Genomic DNA, 15,844 nt, shown 5'->3' on the forward strand with positions numbered 1-15,844 from the left:
CACCCAGGATCTGCTCAGCCCAGCAGGCCGGGCACGATCAACAGGGCGGTGGGCATGGCCAGCAACAGCGTGCACACGGCCAGGACGGCTGCCCTCAGGCCGCCGGCGAGCGGGGGCTTGGGTGAGAGCAGGCGGCTGACGCGTGACGCCGTCGTACTTGCCGGGCCGGCGCCGCCGGCACCATCCGGCAGCTGCAGGCCCGCACCGGTAAGGCCGGACCCGGCAAGGCCTACAGGTTCGACGGCGGCGGCCTCCTGGGGTGCCGCCGAGCCGCTCGCGACGATGGCTATGGCCTTGATTAGAGTCGCCTTGCTCTCGGTCCTGAGGGCGACGTCGTCCGCCAGCATTTCGATCAGGGAGTTCACGGCTTCCTGGGCCAGGCGTGTGGTGGGCAGCCATGGCAGGGCCTGGCGCCAGGCGGCAAAGGCCCACAGCAGCAGGTGGTGGCGCTGGGTCAGGTGTGCGTTTTCGTGAATCAGGACGGCGCGCAGTTCCGCGGGTTCGAGGGCGGCCATGAGCCCGTCGGAGAGGACCGTGACGGAGCGGGCGCCGCCAGGGAGGCAGTACGCCACCGGGGAATCGTGGTTGATGACCACGGTTCCGGGCCCGTCGTCCGACGGCGAGGCCAGGAGGGCCAGAAGTTCGCGGTGGCGCCTGCGCTGGCGCTCAATCCTGTAATAGGTCAGCAGCAGGGTGAAGACGAGGTGGGCGGACAGCAGCGCCGCGGCGGAGAGCGCGAAGAGATGCCAAAAGCCCAGCGCGGTGGTGGGCGCCGCAAAAAGCACCATGCCTGCCAGCGCGCGGAGGCCCGCAATCAGGTTGTCTCCCACGGGTTCGAGGCCGTAGACCAGCATGGCGCCGATCATGGACAGGCCACCGGCGAGGGCGATGGCCTGCCACAGCACCATGGCCGTGAACGGGTCGCGCGCCGGCCACTGGGCGCGCGAAAGGAGGATAGGTACCGGCCAGGCCAGTACTATCGCCAGGACCGCCAGGAAATATGAGGTCCAGAACATCAGGTGTTAGCTGTGGCCAAGCAGTTTGCGCAGTGTCTCGGCTTCACTTTCCGTCACCGAACCGATGAAGCGGGCCAGCACGGCCTCGCGGTCCGGAGCGGAACCCAGCACTTCGTGCATGAGTTCGGCGGTGTGGTCTTCGCGGCTGGATACAGCCTGGTAGCGGTGCGGCCGGGTGCCGCGTTCGCGTTCCACCAGGCCCTTCTTCTCCAGGCGCGAAAGGACCGTCAGGACGGTGGTCACCGCCAGGTCCTTGCCCTCGTGCCCCGCTGCTCCGCCATGCGCTGCCGTGCTCTGCGCAAGCAGGTCCCGCAGCGTGTTGGCGGTGGCTGCTTCGGGGCCCGCCCAGAGCAGGTCCATGACTGCGCGTTCCAGTTCCCCAAGACTTGCCATCTGTACATCCTTTTGACAACGCACTGCCAAGGGCCGGCTGCCCGGCCCGTGCCGTGATTCCAATACTGCAACTTCAAATCTATCGCGTTTGGCCGTTCGTTTCTACATGAGGTAGAACGTTCGGCGCGTCGCGGGCGATTGCGTTCCTCCGATGTGCATGCAACCGTGTTTACAGTGTTCGACCTGTGTTCTACACTCTGTAGAAGTTGAAGTTCTACGCTGCGTAGAAAAACAACGCTGGAGAGCTAGACCCAACCGTAAGTAGGGACCGCCTTGGACGCCTTGGAAATCGCACGCTGGCAATTCGGAATCACCACCGTCTACCACTTCATGATGGTGCCGCTGACAATCGGCCTGGGCCTGGTCGTCGCGGTGATGCAGACCATCTGGTACCGCACCGCGAATCCGGCGTACCTGAGGATGACCAAGTTCTGGGGCAAGCTCTTCCTCATCAACTTCATCATGGGCGTGGCCACGGGCATCGTCCAGGAGTTCCAGTTCGGCATGGCGTGGAGCGAATACAGCCGCTTCGTGGGTGACGTCTTCGGCGCACCGCTGGCCCTCGAGGCTCTGCTGGCGTTTTTCGTGGAGTCAACGTTCCTGGGCCTGTGGATCTTCGGCTGGAAGCAGCTGAAGAAAGGCGTTCACCTCGCGTGCCTGTGGATCGCCGTCATCGGCTCGTTCTTCTCCGCCTACTTCATCATCGTGGCCAACAGCTGGATGCAGCATCCCGTGGGCGTCACGATGATCGACGGCCGGCCCGTCATGACTGACGCCTGGGCCGTCTTCACCAACAACACCGCGCTCGTGGCCGTGCCGCACACCCTGTTCGGTGCCCTCGCCGTGGCCGGCGGGTTCCTGCTGGGCATCGCCTGGTACCACCTCTGGCGCAGGCGCCGCGACGGCATCGACACCCTTGGTGCTGACGGCAAGGTGGTTGCCGGGGAAGCCGGCATCCCGGGCCGTGACCGCACCGACTACTCAGTCTGGATCAAATCTCTGCGGATCGGCGCAGTCGTCGCCATGATCTCCTTCGCCGGAACCGCGATCACCGGTGACCTGCAGGGCAAGCTGATGTTCCAGCAGCAGCCCATGAAGATGGCCGCGGCCGAGGCCGCCTGCCACGACGGAACGGGCTTCTCCGTCCTGAGCGTGGGCAACGTCGGCTCACGCAATTGCGACGACATCAAGGCCGTGATCGAGGTGCCTGGCATCCTGTCCTTCCTTGCCAAGGGCGACTTCACCACCGAGGTGAAGGGCGTCAACAGCCTGATTGACCAGTACAAGGCGGACTACGGCACGCACGTCCCGGACAACCCCATTTACGGCGACCGTGCCGGGCAGGAGATCCAGTACGTGCCCGTCATGGAGGTCACCTACTGGGGCTTCCGCGCCATGATCGGATTCGGCGGCCTCGCCGCCCTCGCAGCCCTGGTGGCACTCTGGCTGACCCGTAAGGGCACCGTCCCCGAGTCGCGCTGGCTCATGCGGCTGGCCGTGTTCGGCATCCTGGCCCCCTTCGGTGCCAACGCCGCGGGCTGGATCTTCACGGAAATGGGCCGGCAGCCGTTTGTCGTGGCCCCCAACCCAGACCTCAACGGCATTGACCAGGTGTTCATGTTCACGGCCGCGGCCGTCTCTCCCGGGGTCTCCGCGGGTGAGATCCTGACCTCCCTGGTAGTCCTCACCCTGATCTACGCGGTGCTCCTGGTGGTTGAAGTGAAGCTCCTCGTGAAATACGTGCGCGGCGGCGTCGTCTCGGCCATGCCCGAACTGGCCCACGCACCCGTGGACGAGAACGAGGACGCCACACCCCGTGACGGCGGACCTGACAAGCCCGGAACCGCCGACGACGTCCTGGCCTTCGCCTACTAAGCCCGAGCCTATTAAGACCGAGGATACAAAGCATGGAACTGCTGCCAACCATCTGGTTCATTGCCATCGCGGTCCTGTGGACCGGCTACCTCTTCCTGGAGGGCTTCGACCTGGGCGTCGGGATGCTGATGAAGATCTTTGCCCGCAACAACACCGAGCGCCGCGTGCTGCTCAACACGATCGGGCCGGTCTGGGACGGAAACGAAGTCTGGCTCCTGACCGCCGCCGGCGCCACCTTCGCCGCCTTCCCGTTCTGGTACGCCTCCCTGTTCTCCGCCCTGTACCTGCCGCTGCTGCTGGTCCTGGTCGCGCTGATCTTCCGGGCGGTGGCATTCGAATACCGGGGCAAGGTGGACACCGACCGGTGGCGCAACACCTGGGACTGGGCGATCGCCGTCGGCTCCTTTCTTGCCGCCTTCGGCGTGGGTGCCGCGCTGGGTCTGACCACCACCGGTCTGCCGCTGGACGCCAACGGTGACCGTGACGGCGGCCCGTTCTCCTGGTTCAGCTGGTACGCCGTGCTGGGCGGCCTGGCGGTGGCTTGCTTCGCGCTGCTGCACGCCCTGGCGTTCCTGGCCCTGAAGACCGACGGCGACGTCCGGCACCGTGCGCGGCAGTGGTTCGTCCGGCTGCTTCCCGTGCTGCTCCTCCCGATGGCCGGCTGGGCCGTAGGCGTGCAGGTCCTCAGCGGGAAAGCCTGGACGCTTGCTGTCCTTGCGGTGGCAGTGGCCGCGGCTGTGGTGGCCTGGGCGCAGGCGCGGAAGGGGAACGAAGGCCGGGCCTTCCTGTCGACCGGTGTGTTCCTGCTGGGCGGCTCGGCCTCCATCTTTGGTGCGGTGTTCCCGGTGGTCCTGCCGTCCACCATCGACCCCGCGTTCAACCTCACCATCGCCAACGCGTCATCCTCGGACTACACCCTCGGCCTGATGAGCATCGTGGCGTGCGTCGGGCTGCCGCTGGTGATCGCCTACCAGGCCTGGACGTACTGGGTGTTCCGCCGCCGCGTCAGCGCCGCGCACATCCCGGAGGCACACAGCTTCCTGCCCGCGGTGGCTGCGAAAGCCCTGATCAGGAAAGACTGACCGCATTGAAACCCCAGTTCCCGTCCGGACCGTCCACCCGCCGCGCCCTTTACGGACTGGGCCTGCTGGCTGCGCTGAAGGCCCTGTCCCTGGTGCTCATGGGACAGGCCGTCGCGTCCGTCCTTGCCGGCCTCATGACGCAGGACCCCGCGTGGGCTGACCAGCTGGGCTGGGGTGCGGCCGGCGTGGTGCTGCGGTCGGTGACAGTCTGGGCCCAGGGCGTCGCCGCGAGGCGGGCCGCGCTGGGGGTCAAGGAGGAGCTGCGGGCGCAGCTCCTGGAGACCGCGCTGCGCAACGGCGTCCGTGCTGCAGGCCCTTCCGACGGCGGCCTGGCGGTGCTTGCGACGCGCGGCCTGGATGCCCTGGACAGCTACTACACGCAGTACCTGCCCGCGCTGGTGAACTGTGCGGCCATACCGCTGCTGCTTGGCGCCCGGATCCTGTTCGCCGACTGGGTCAGTGCCGTGGTGATCGTGCTGACGGTGCCGCTGGTCCCGTTGTTCATGGTGCTGATTGGCCGCTACACCGAGGACAAGGTACGGGATGCCCAGGCCGCACTGTCACGGCTCTCGGGGCACATGCTCGAACTTGCCAAGGGGCTTCCGGTGCTGGTGGGTCTCGGCCGCGCCGCCGCCCAGCGCCGCGCCCTGGAGGAGATGTCCGAGGACTACCGGTCCAGGACCATGGGCACCCTGCGGACGGCATTCCTGTCCGCGCTCGCACTGGAACTGATCGCCACCATCTCCGTTGCCGTGGTGGCAGTGTTCATCGGCGTCCGGCTCGTCCACGGCGACATGGCGCTGGAGGCAGGGCTGCTGGCGCTCATCCTCGCCCCCGACTGCTACCTTCCGCTGCGTGAGCTGGGAACCGCCCACCACGCGAGCGACGACGGCCGGGCAGCCCTTGCCGAAACGACGGCGGTGCTGGACGCACCGGAGCCGCGACGGCTTGGGCCGGGTCCGGCTTCGGTTGGCGGAAAGCCGGCGAGCTTTACTGTCCGCGACCTTACCGTGAGTTATCCGGGAAGACAGGGTCCCGCCGTCGGGCCTCTCAGCTTTTCGGCGCCGGCCGGACTGGTCACAGCGCTTGATGGTCCCAGCGGGGCGGGCAAGAGCACTGTGCTGGGAGTTCTCGCCGGCACGGTCGGAACCGGCGCCGGCACCGCTGTGTCCGGAACTCTTGAAGGATTCACGGCGGGCGGCGTGGCCTGGGTGCCGCAGCACCCCGTGATGGTGGCGGACACCGTGCGCGGGGAAGTGCTGCTGTATCTTACGGCGGGCAGATCACTGGCAGCAGCAACAGCAGCCGGCAGGGCAGCATCCGGGGCCAACGCAGCACAGGCCGGGGAAGTGCTGCGATGCCTCGCGGCCGTCGGCGCAGACCATCTGGCGGACAAGCACCCCGCCGAACTGAGCCCTGGCGAGCTGCGCCGCGTTGCCCTGGCCCGCGGCCTGGCCCGCATCGAGGCGGGCGCCACGGTATTGCTCCTGGACGAGCCCACTGCGCACCTCGACCGGGACTCGGCGAACCGGGTACACGACGCGATCCGTGCGCTGCGTGGCCGTGCCACCGTGATCCTCGTGGCACACGACCGCCAGACGAGGGAACTCGCCGACAGGATCGTGCGCCTGTCCGGCCGTGGAGCCGGGGCCGCTGGTGAAACTTCGGCCCCTGTTGAGTCAAGCACCGGAATTCCCGCCAGTGCCCACGCTTCGGCCAGCCCTGCCGTTCCCGGCACGACGGCTGGATTCACTGGCGCCGGGGCTCAGGTCAGCCCTGGGCGCACCGCCGGTATGCTCGCCCGGCTGCTGGCGCCCGTCCGCGGACGGTTCGCCGCCTCAGGCTTGGTCGGCGCGCTGGCGGCCCTTTTTGCCGTTGCGCTTTCCGGATTGTCCGGATGGCTCATCCTGCGCGCCAGCGAGCAGCCGCCCATCATGTACCTCCTGACGGCCATCGTCGGTGTCCGGTTCTTCGGCATCGGCCGCGCCGTTCTGCGCTACTGGGAAAGGCTCCTCCTGCACGAAGCTGTGTTTGCCTCGCTGACGAAGCTGCGCGGCGGCCTCTGGGCCTCCCTCAGCCAGCGGGCGCTGTCCCTGCGCCGGCTGCTGCAGGGCGGCAATGTGCTGGGTGCCGTCATTGAGGATGTCGACACCGTCCGGGACCTGCTCCCGCGGGTGGTGCTGCCGCCGGTTACCGCCGTGGCGGTGGCCGCGGCTGCTGCCGGTTCGGTGGCTTGGCTGCTTCCGGCGGCCCTGCCGGCAGTGCTCGCCGCAGCCCTGGTAAGCCTGCTGGCCGCGCCCGCCGCCGCCCTGCTCGCCGACCGGATGTCGGCACAGGCCGAGCAGCGGCTGCGCTCCGGGGTTCTCCGGCGGGTCGCCGCGGCCCTCGACGCCAGGGCGGAACTGCACGCGAACGGAGCCACGGAGCCGGTTCTGGACGGCATCCGTGCGCTGGACCGTGACGCCACCGCCGCGGCCCGGCGTTCGGCCTGGGCTGAAGGGCTCGGTCAGGCACTCAGCGTGGCCGCGTGCGGCGCCGCCGCCCTCTACAGTGCCGTGCTGGCGGCTCCACTGGTGCAGGCCGGGTCCCTGCCGGCGACCACCGTCGGCGTCCTGGTCCTTCTGCAGCTGGCGCTCGCCGAACCCTTTGGGGCCATGACGACGGCGGTCCGGCAGTTTCCGGCGCTGCGTGCCGTCCTGCGCCGGGTCGGTGAGTCCGGCGTGCTGCAGCGGGGCGAACCCGGCACCGGCAGGGATTCGGGGCAGCCTTCCCGGCCGCGTCCGCGGGAGTTCGGGCAGCAGGGCGTCGAGCTGGACGGGCTGTCGGCCGCGTGGCCAGGAGGCGGTGCCGTCTTCAGGGGCCTTTCTGCGGTGGCCGAGCCCGGGCGCTGGCTGGCGGTCACCGGACCGTCCGGTGCCGGCAAGTCCACGCTGCTGGCAGTAATGCTGGGCTTCCTTCCTGCCCGCGAAGGCCGCATCGCGGTGACGGGCACCGCGGCGTGGTGCCCGCAGGAGGCCCACCTCTTCGATTCGACGGTCCGCGGCAACCTGCTGCTCGGCAGCCCGCGGCAGGAGCCCGGCGCGGGGTCTTCAGCGGAGACCGAGCAGGTGATGCGGGAAGCGCTGGACGCGGTTGGCCTGGCGCCCCTGTTGGCACGGCTGGAAGACGGCCTGGATACCCGCATCGGACCCGGCGGGGCATTCCTCAGCGGTGGTGAGCGGCAGCGGCTCGCAGTCGCGCGCACGCTCATGACGCAGGCCGACGTGATCCTCCTGGACGAGCCCACGGCCCACCTCGACGCCGAATCCGGCCGTGCGCTGATCGCCGACCTGCGCGCCGGACTCGCGTCGCGCACCGTAGTGCTGGTGACCCACAACCCGGCCGACATCAGCCCCGACGATGCGCTCCTGGACCTTCGCCCCGAACACCGGCCCGCGGCGGCTGCCGTGATGGCGTCCGTCCGGCCGGGCTAGGCTCAGCCGGGCCAGCCCGCGGCCGGCTCAGCCGGGCCTATCCCACCAGGGCCCGCTTCTGGCGGCCGTTGACCACCGACGAGGCGCCGCAGTTCGAGCAGGTGATCCGGTAGGAGCGGGAGGTCGTGAAAACCGGAATGAAGAACAGCGTGAACTTGGTGGCACGCTCCTCAATGTGCTGATGGGCGAACACACGGCAATACCGGCAGGCGGCCGACCTGCCCGGCAGCAGCTTCTGAACCGTCTTGAATCCGAAGAGAATGAGCATCAGCTGCCTTTCTGGTCAGGCAACGCGCCCGGTCATGACCCAGCCTACGGCTTCCTGCCGCTCTTGCGGACGGCTAGCCTGTTCCCATGACGCACCATCACGCGGCGGCGGTGGACTTTCCGGACCTGCAGTGGCGGCCCGTATCGGAAGGGGACCTCGACTCCTGGGCCGCGCTGATCGCCCGGACCGCCGCCGCTGAGCAGCCGGTGTGGTTCGAGCGGCGTGCGGACCTGGAACAGATCATGGAGTCCAGGAACAACCCGGTGGGACCCAACACCGTGCTTGGCCTGGATGCCGGCGGTGTTCCCCGGGCGTACGCCCGTCTCACCAAGAACAGGGATGGGGCAAAGGCGCACGGATTCTGTGCCGTGGACCCGCAGTGGCAGCGCCGCGGAGTGGGCTCAGCCCTTCTGTCCTGGCTGGAGGCGCGGACCCGTCAGCGGTTCGCAGAGGATTCCGGTAGGGATTCAGGCCGCGAAAGCCAGGACCGTGCAGCGTCCGTACCGCGGCTGCGGATCTTCATCGAACAAAAGCAGCAGCACCAGTGCGCCCTGCTGGAGGCGTCCGGGTACGAGGTGGTCCGCTACTACAACGAGATGCACCGTCCCCTGTCGGCTCCGCTGCCCGAAGCACCCCTCGGCCACGGCCTGGAACTGCTGCCGATGGAACCAAAGCTGAGCGAAGCCGTGCGCCTGGCCCACAACCAGGTCTTCGCCGACCACTGGGGCAGCGAACCACGGGACGAGGAGGCCTGGGGGTTCGTGGTCAACGACCCCCTGGCCCGGCCGGATCTCAGCGCAGTGGTGCTCGCGAGCAGCACCGGTGAGGTGGTCGGCTACCAGCTGGCCAGCCACGATCCGGACACCGCCGTGACGCGCGGGTTCACCGAGGGCTACACGGACCTGCTGGGCGTCCGCCGGGAATTCCGCGGGCGCGGCATCGCCCAGGCGCTCCTGGCCGACGCCATGCGGCGATTCGCAGCCGCGGGCATGGACAAGGCGTCCCTGGATGTGGACTCCGAGAACCCCACCGGTGCCATGGCGCTGTACCGCAAGATGGGCTACGCCCCGGTCAGCACGAGCCTGGCCTGGGACAAGGTCCTCTGACCGGGACGGAGGTGAGACGTCAGCCGTCCACGTCCGCCAGGTGGTGGACGACGTCGTGCAGGAAATACTGCGCGAGCGTCAGGACGGTGAACTCCGAGCCGTTGCTGCGCAGCCCGGTCCGGCCCCACTGCGACTCCTGCACCCTGGCGAAGGAAGCTGCCACCTGCTCACCCTCCGTGGTGAGTTCGGCGCTCACCACCGCGGGGTCGGCGTTCGCGTAGTCGCTGTCCACCGCCGTCTGGTCCTGGTCCCAGTTCTCGAACTTCGCGTCGTCCTCGGTGAGCATCAGGTTCAGGCGCCGGTCGAAGAGGCTGAACACGTCCCGGACATGGCAGGCGTACTCCAGCGCGGACCAGGTGCTGCTGTCCGGCCGCTCGGTGGCGTCGGGCCGCCGGAGCACGGCCCGCCAGCGCGGCAGCATGTTTTCGACGCTGCCGGGAACCGTTGACGGCGTGACCGCAGACGCGTCGAAGCCGCACTGGGGGCAGGGGCGGGACAGGACCCAGGTCCAGTCCTTTTCATCCGGAACGATAGGCATGGCAGTAGTCTAGGCGGATTCCGGCCAGGCCATGCTCGGGCCGATCACGTCCACCGCCTGCGAGAGCGGGATTCCCGAGCCGTCGCGCCGGCCGTGCTCCTGGGGCAGCGAGCGGGCCACCCCTGCCGATGACGACGCCTTGGCCGGACCGTGGCCGGCCCATGCCAGCAGCAGCGTGTCCTCGCCCTTCAGGAACCGGTGCGCCCGGACCCCGGCGGTGGCCCGCCCCTTGGCCGGGTATTCGGCGAAGGCCGTCACCTTGGCTGCCCCGGGGGCGGTGCCCGGCAGGGCACCTTCCGTGCCGGAAATGGTAACGACGACGGCGGCCTCGTCGCCGGGGGCGACCGCGCCGAAGAACACCACCTGGTCGCCGGCGGCGAGTTTGATGCCCGCCATGCCACCGGCCGTCCGGCCCTGCGGACGGACGACGGCGGCGCTGAAGCGCAGCAGTTGTGCCTGCCGCGTCAGGAACACCAGGTCGGCGTCGTCGGACCCTGCCGGCGCCACGCCCACCACTGTGTCCTTGTCCTTCAGCGTGATCACTTCCCAGTCCTCGCGGTTCAGGGGATAGTCGGGCTGCACTCGTTTAACCACGCCCTGGGCCGTACCGATCGCGAGCACCTCGTCGAGCGGGGCGAACGCCACGAGGGACTCGCCCTTAACGAGCGTGATGAAGTCCGTGGCCGGAACGCCTCCGGCCAGGTTCGGCAGCCCGGAGACCGGCGGGAGGACGGGCATGTCCATCACCTGGATCCGGAGCATGCGCCCTTGGGAGGTGACGGCGGCAATCTCGCCCCGGGCCGACGTCTTGACCACCGAGCGGAATACGTCGTGCTTGGAGCGCGGTCCTGCCTCGGCCAGGCTGTCCTGGTTTGCGGTCCGGGCAATCTGCCCGGAGGCCGTGAGAATCGCCCAGCACGGGTCGTCCGCAATCTCCAGGGCCAGCGGAGCGGACTTGCCCTTGACGCCTGCCTTGCCCTCGACTCCGGCGGCGCTGGCCACCGTGGGGGCGACGGCCTCGGACTCCAGCAGTACCGTCCGCCGCGGTGTGCCGTACTTCTCCGCGATGTCGCCGAGTTCGCCGGACACCAGCTCCCGCAGCAGCTGATCGGATTCGAGGATGGCCTCCAGCTCGGCGATCTCCTTGCGAAGCTCGTCCTGCTCCTTCTCCAGCTCGATCCTGCTGTATTTGGTCAGCTGGCGGAGCCGGAGCTCAAGGATGTAGTTGGCCTGGATCTCCGAGAGGTCGTAGATGGACATCAGCCGCTCGCGGGCCGCGGAGGCCTCGTCGGAGGACCGGATGATCTGGATGACCTCGTCGATGTCCACGATGGCGATGAGCAGGCCCTCCACCAGGTGCAGGCGGTCCTTCTTCTTGCCAAGCCGGAACACCGTCCGGCGACGCACCACCGAAATGCGGTGGTCCACATACACGGTGAGCAGTTGCAGCAGGCCCAATGTCTGCGGCTGCCCCTCCACGAGGGTGACGTTGTTGATGCCGAAGGAATCCTCCATCGGCGAGTAGCGGTAGAGCTGCTGGAGCACGGCGTTCGGGTTGAAGCCGTTCTTCAGCTCGATGACCAGCCGCAGGCCGTGCTTGCGGTCGGTCAGGTCAACGACGTCGCTGATGCCCGCCAGCTTCTTGCTGTTGACGGCGTCCTTGATCTTTTCGATCACCTTTTCCGGGCCCACCATGTACGGCAGCTCGGTGACGACGAGGCCGGTCCGGCGGGCGGAGAGCTGCTCCACCTCCACCTTGGCGCGGGTCTTGAAGGAGCCGCGGCCCGTGGCGTAGGCGTCCCGGATGCCGTCCAGGCCCACGATGCGGCCGCCGGTGGGCAGGTCGGGGCCTGGGACAAAACGCATGATGTCTTCCAGCGTGGCGTCCGGGTTGGCGATGAGGTGCCGGGCGGCGGCGATGACTTCCACCAGGTTGTGCGGCGCCATGTTCGTGGCCATGCCGACCGCGATGCCGGTGGTGCCGTTGACCAGCAGGTTGGGGAAGGCCGCGGGGAGGACCTCCGGCTGGGTGAGCTGGTTGTCGTAGTTGGGGACGAAGTCCACCACGTTCTCGTCGAGGTGGTCCGTCATGCTGAGTGCAGCCGCCGCCAGGCGGGCCTCGGTGTACCGCGGCGCCGCCGGGCCGTCGTCGAGCGAACCGAAGTTGCCATGGCCGTCGATCAGGGGGAGCCGGAGCGAGAAGTCCTGGGCCATGCGCACCATGGCGTCGTAGATAGCGGTGTCGCCGTGCGGGTGGAGCTTGCCCATGACCTCTCCCACCACGCGGGCGCTCTTGACGTGGCCCCGGTCCGGACGGAGGCCCATGTCGCTCATCATGTAGAGGATGCGGCGCTGGACGGGCTTCAGGCCGTCGCGGGCGTCGGGCAGTGCCCGGGAGTAGATGACCGAGTACGCATACTCCAGGAAGGAGCCTTCCATTTCGGAAGTCACGTCGATGTCAACGATGTTTTCGGTGTAGTCCTGGACTGTTTCCCCTGCGGGGGTGCGTGTTTGGCGGCGTGCCATGGGGCTGGTGGATCCTTTTTGGGGTGCACTTCGGGAGGTTTAGCTAGGCTAAGCCTATGGTGGATCAGCCCGGGGACGGCGAATATCCGGAATATTGGGAGGCCGATGTCGTTCTGCGGGACGGCGGAACAGCGCATTTGCGCCCCATCCACCCCACCGACGCGGACGCCGTGCAGACCTTCCACACACGGCAATCGCAGGACTCCATCTACATGCGCTTCTTCGCCTTCAAAGAGCGGCTTTCCAGCCGCGAGCTCAAACGTTTTACCGAGGTGGACTACCGGGACCGGGTGGCCTTCGTGATCACCATCGGCGGGGACATCATCGGCATCGGCCGCTACGACCGGCTGGACGATCCCGCCGAGGCCGAGGTGGCCTTCAACATCGCCGACGCCCACCAGGGCCGGGGCATTGGCTCGATCCTGCTGGAGCACCTCGCCGCGGCGGCCCGGGAAAATGGGATCCGCAGGTTCAGCGCCGAGGTGCTGCCCGAGAACCGCAAGATGCTGATGGTCTTCTCCGATGCCGGGTACGACGTCAAACGCCATTTCGACGACGGCGTGGTGAGCCTTGAGTTCAACATCGACCCCACGGACAAATCGCGTGCGGTGATGGAAGCCCGGGAGCACCGCGCGGAGGCGAGGAGCGTGCAGGACCTGCTGGCGCCGTCGTCGGTGGCGGTGATCGGCGCGAGCCGGCGGTGGGGGACCGTGGGGTACCAGCTCTTGCAGCACATCATCGAAGGCGGCTTCACCGGTCCCGTCTACGCCATCAACCCCGAAGCCTTTGAGCTGGCCGGCATGCTGTCCTTCGGCAAGCTCTCCGAGGTGCCCGGGCCGGTGCAGCTGGCGATTGTCGCGGTGCCCTACGAGGAAGTTCCCAAGGTGGTGGATGAGTGCGCGGCCGCCGGCGTAAAGGGCGTCCTGGTGGCTTCGGCCGGATTCACCGAGGACGGTGAGCGGGGACTTGCCCGGCAGCGGGAGCTGGTGCGGCAGGCGCGGGCCAACGGGATGCGCGTCATCGGCCCGGCGTCCCTCGGCATCGTGAACACCAACCCTGCCGTGTCCCTGAACGCCTCCATGGCGCCCAGCCTGGCCCGCGGCGGCGGCCTGGGGCTGTTCAGCCAGTCCGCAGCCATCGGGGTGGCGCTGTATGCGGCGTCCAGCCGGCGCCGCGCCGGCATCTCCACCTTCCTGTCGGCCGGTAACCGGGCCGACGTGTCCGGCAACGACATGATGCAGTTCTGGGAGGACGACGCCGACACCACCGCCGTGGGCCTGTATCTGGAGTCGATCGGCAACCCCCGCAAATTCTCCCGCATCGCCCGCCGGCTCGCGCGGACCAAGCCGGTGATCGTGGCCAAGTCCACCTCCATGGGCCTGCAGCTGCCGCCCGGCCATGCCGTGCGCACCACACAGGCCCCCGCCGATGCGCTGGACTCGATGATGCGCCAGGCCGGCGTGATCCGGGTGGAGACCATCGAACAGCTCATGGACGTGGCGCAGATCGTCTCCGCGCAGCCGCTCCCCAAGGGGGCCGGGGTGGCAGTCTTCAGTAACTCCGGGGCGCTGGGGAAAGTGGTGGCGGACAGCGCCGTCTCCCATGGTCTGGGCGTTGAGGAGCTCGTGACGGAGCTGGACCTGGACGCCGGCTTGTCCCGTGCCCTGCCGGCGCTGCGGGACAGGCTCCGCGAGGTCCTGGCCAAGGAGGCAGTCCACGCGGCCGTGGTTGCTTTCCTTCCGGCCCGCGGGCTGACCGTGGAACAGATTGCGGGGGAGCTCGCAGAATCCTCGGCCGAGGCCGGAAAGCCGGTGGTGGCGGCCTTCACCGGCATCCTCGATCCGTCGGTCTACGTGGAAGGCATGGTGGGGGAGGGCCGGGACACGGCGCCCGTGCCCTGCTACTCGAACCCGGGGACGGCCGTGGCCGCCCTGTCCGCCGTGGTGCGGTACGCCGAGTGGGCGGAACGGGACCAAGGCCTCTTCGTGGATCCCGACGGGTGCGACCCCGACGCCGCACACGCGGACCTCGAAAACCTGCTGGCCGACGTCCGCGGCGAGCAGCTCAAGCAGCTTAGGCCTGAAGAAGCAGCGCGGTTGCTGGCGCACTACGGAATCAGGGTCATGCCCTCCGAAGGCTTCGATACGGAGGACCAAGCCGTGGCGGCGGCCGGCAGGCTGGGCTGGCCGGTGGCGCTGAAGACCACAGATCCCACACTGCGCCACCGGCTGGACCTGGGCGGGGTGCGGCTGGACATCCAGGACGCGGATTCCCTCCGGCTGAACATCCTCCAGATGCGGCGGGCGCTGGAGCCCTACGGCCCGGCGTCCCTGGAGGTCCAGACCATGGCCCCGGTGGGCCAGGCCTGCACCCTGCGCGCCATCGAGGACCCCCTGCTGGGACCCGTTGTGTCCTTCGGACTGGCCGGCGACGCGGTCAACCTGCTGGACGACTGGGCGCACCGGGCGCCGCCGCTCTCCGGCGCGGACCTCCGCGACCTCATCCGCAGCCCGCGCGCGTCCCGGAAGCTGTTCGGCTACCAGGGACTGCCCGCCGTCGATGTTTCTGCCCTCGAGGAAGTGGCCGCGCGGCTGGCACGGCTCAAGGACGCGCACCCGGAGATCGCGCTGGTCGAGTTCAACCCGGTCCTGGCAACGCCCCAGGGGGCGTTCATCCTGGCCGCCGACGTGCGGATCGGGAACGCGGCCCAGCGCACCGACAGCGCCCGCCGGGCCATGCGGAGCTAGGCTCCGGGTGCTGCCGCAGGGCAGGCGATCCCGGCCCATTGGTTAGCGTGTGCCACACCGATCTGTGAAAATGGGGAAATGAGCTCCCAGCCTCCCACCTCGAAGCCTCAAGCGCCCGACCACAGCCCGCAGGCTTTCCACCACAGCCCGCACAACCACAGCGTGCAGGGCCAGAGCCTCGAAGGCGCCCTGCAGCAGGCCGGCTTTTACCCTCTGCTGGTGGCCGACGTGGTGGACGACGCCCTGGACGGCCGGGACTGCCTCGCACACCTGGTCCACCTCGAGACGCACTTCGACCGCGCCGAGGTCCGCCGGCACATCACCGTCCTGGTCCTCACCGAGGACATGCTGGTGATCACGCACGTGGACGACCAGCAGCTCGACGAGGCCGGCGAGCAGATCGTGGCGCAGATTTCCACCGAATCCGTTCCCGTCGCGCAGATCCGTTCGGTGGTCCTGAGCTACATGTACGCCCAGCCGCAGAACTACAAGCCTTCGGACCCGGTCCGCGAGGTCACCCTCTCCATTGCCTGGTCCGGCGGCCAGCGCCTGGACATGGGACCGGCGAGCTGCGGCGACCCGCAGTGCGAGGCCGACCACGGCTACAGCGGCACCATCGCCCAGGAGGACATCGTCCTGCGGATCAGCGCCGAAGCGGATGGCCTGCAGGCGGTCCAGGATGCCAAGCTTTTTGCCCGTGCCCTGCGCGCGGTAAACACCGGATCGCCCACGCCGGTACGGCATGCGCCGTCGGCCACCCACCCGCGTCCCCGCATGGGCGTTTTTGCCAACCGGCTCAGCCGCGGGCACAAGCGCTGAG

11 protein-coding genes are annotated in these 15,844 nt (G+C 68.6%); 6 read left to right on the plus strand and 5 right to left on the minus strand.

Annotated elements, in window-relative coordinates; all coding sequences use genetic code 11:
* Window positions 1-14 precede the first annotated feature (14 nt).
* Both ACFTSA_RS22835 and ACFTSA_RS22840 read right to left on the minus strand, forming a co-directional pair.
* Window positions 15-1,016 (minus strand): M56 family metallopeptidase, encoded by a 1,002-nt coding sequence (locus tag ACFTSA_RS22835; protein ID WP_377954272.1) that lies wholly within the window; start codon window positions 1,014-1,016, stop codon window positions 15-17.
* 6 nt (window positions 1,017-1,022) lie between these two features.
* Window positions 1,023-1,409: a BlaI/MecI/CopY family transcriptional regulator gene (locus ACFTSA_RS22840; protein WP_377954273.1), complete on the minus strand. Its 387-nt coding sequence runs from the start codon at window positions 1,407-1,409 to the stop codon at window positions 1,023-1,025.
* Between the two features lie 273 nt (window positions 1,410-1,682).
* Between ACFTSA_RS22840 and ACFTSA_RS22845 the strand changes: the two genes are divergently transcribed.
* From ACFTSA_RS22845 to cydD, 3 genes are read left to right on the plus strand one after another with little or no spacing between them, the layout of a single operon-like run.
* A complete protein-coding gene (locus tag ACFTSA_RS22845; RefSeq protein WP_377954275.1) occupies window positions 1,683-3,284 on the plus strand; it encodes a cytochrome ubiquinol oxidase subunit I in 1,602 nt (533 codons plus the stop codon).
* A gap of 32 nt (window positions 3,285-3,316) precedes the next feature.
* Entirely contained in the window at window positions 3,317-4,366 is a 1,050-nt protein-coding gene (cydB, locus tag ACFTSA_RS22850) for a cytochrome d ubiquinol oxidase subunit II (protein ID WP_377954277.1), read from the plus strand.
* Between the two features lie 5 nt (window positions 4,367-4,371).
* Window positions 4,372-7,839 (plus strand): thiol reductant ABC exporter subunit CydD, encoded by a 3,468-nt coding sequence (cydD, locus tag ACFTSA_RS22855; protein ID WP_377954278.1) that lies wholly within the window; start codon window positions 4,372-4,374, stop codon window positions 7,837-7,839.
* A 37-nt stretch (window positions 7,840-7,876) separates the two neighbouring features.
* Here the strand turns inward: cydD and ACFTSA_RS22860 are convergent, their stop codons facing one another.
* Window positions 7,877-8,107 carry a zinc-ribbon domain-containing protein gene (locus tag ACFTSA_RS22860; protein ID WP_377954280.1) on the minus strand — a complete coding sequence of 77 codons (231 nt, stop codon included), beginning with the start codon at window positions 8,105-8,107 and terminating at the stop codon, window positions 7,877-7,879.
* An 86-nt stretch (window positions 8,108-8,193) separates the two neighbouring features.
* Here ACFTSA_RS22860 and ACFTSA_RS22865 point away from each other — a divergent pair, with 86 nt between their 5' ends.
* Window positions 8,194-9,213: a GNAT family N-acetyltransferase gene (locus ACFTSA_RS22865; RefSeq protein ID WP_377954282.1), complete on the plus strand. Its 1,020-nt coding sequence runs from the start codon at window positions 8,194-8,196 to the stop codon at window positions 9,211-9,213.
* A 19-nt stretch (window positions 9,214-9,232) separates the two neighbouring features.
* Here the strand turns inward: ACFTSA_RS22865 and ACFTSA_RS22870 are convergent, their stop codons facing one another.
* Both ACFTSA_RS22870 and ACFTSA_RS22875 read right to left on the minus strand, forming a co-directional pair.
* Window positions 9,233-9,751 carry a DinB family protein gene (locus ACFTSA_RS22870; protein WP_377954284.1) on the minus strand — a complete coding sequence of 173 codons (519 nt, stop codon included), beginning with the start codon at window positions 9,749-9,751 and terminating at the stop codon, window positions 9,233-9,235.
* 9 nt (window positions 9,752-9,760) lie between these two features.
* A complete protein-coding gene (locus tag ACFTSA_RS22875; protein ID WP_377954285.1) occupies window positions 9,761-12,277 on the minus strand; it encodes a DNA topoisomerase (ATP-hydrolyzing) subunit A in 2,517 nt (838 codons plus the stop codon).
* Between the two features lie 56 nt (window positions 12,278-12,333).
* On the opposite strand from ACFTSA_RS22875, the gene ACFTSA_RS22880 reads away from it, so the two are divergent.
* Both ACFTSA_RS22880 and ACFTSA_RS22885 read left to right on the plus strand, forming a co-directional pair.
* Window positions 12,334-15,024 carry a GNAT family N-acetyltransferase gene (locus ACFTSA_RS22880; protein ID WP_377954286.1) on the plus strand — a complete coding sequence of 897 codons (2,691 nt, stop codon included), beginning with the start codon at window positions 12,334-12,336 and terminating at the stop codon, window positions 15,022-15,024.
* Window positions 15,025-15,102: 78 nt separating this feature from the next.
* A complete protein-coding gene (locus ACFTSA_RS22885) occupies window positions 15,103-15,843 on the plus strand; it encodes a DUF5998 family protein (protein ID WP_377954287.1) in 741 nt (246 codons plus the stop codon).
* Window position 15,844: the final 1 nt, after the last annotated feature.

The sequence above is a fragment of the Arthrobacter sp. NPDC057013 genome (assembly GCF_042674585.1).
Lineage (GTDB): Bacteria > Actinomycetota > Actinomycetes > Actinomycetales > Micrococcaceae > Arthrobacter.

Excerpts from the sequence above, each read along its gene's own strand:
- ACFTSA_RS22835 (WP_377954272.1), bottom strand. The coding sequence starts at position 1,016 with ATGTTCTGGACCTCATATTTCCTGGCGGTCCTGGCGATAGTACTGGCC.
- ACFTSA_RS22840 (WP_377954273.1), bottom strand. The coding sequence starts at position 1,409 with ATGGCAAGTCTTGGGGAACTGGAACGCGCAGTCATGGACCTGCTCTGG.
- cydB (WP_377954277.1), top strand. The coding sequence starts at position 3,317 with ATGGAACTGCTGCCAACCATCTGGTTCATTGCCATCGCGGTCCTGTGG.
- ACFTSA_RS22860 (WP_377954280.1), bottom strand. The coding sequence starts at position 8,107 with ATGCTCATTCTCTTCGGATTCAAGACGGTTCAGAAGCTGCTGCCGGGC.
- ACFTSA_RS22865 (WP_377954282.1), top strand. The coding sequence starts at position 8,194 with ATGACGCACCATCACGCGGCGGCGGTGGACTTTCCGGACCTGCAGTGG.
- ACFTSA_RS22870 (WP_377954284.1), bottom strand. The coding sequence starts at position 9,751 with ATGCCTATCGTTCCGGATGAAAAGGACTGGACCTGGGTCCTGTCCCGC.
- ACFTSA_RS22875 (WP_377954285.1), bottom strand. The coding sequence starts at position 12,277 with ATGGCACGCCGCCAAACACGCACCCCCGCAGGGGAAACAGTCCAGGAC.
- ACFTSA_RS22880 (WP_377954286.1), top strand. The coding sequence starts at position 12,334 with ATGGTGGATCAGCCCGGGGACGGCGAATATCCGGAATATTGGGAGGCC.
- ACFTSA_RS22885 (WP_377954287.1), top strand. The coding sequence starts at position 15,103 with ATGAGCTCCCAGCCTCCCACCTCGAAGCCTCAAGCGCCCGACCACAGC.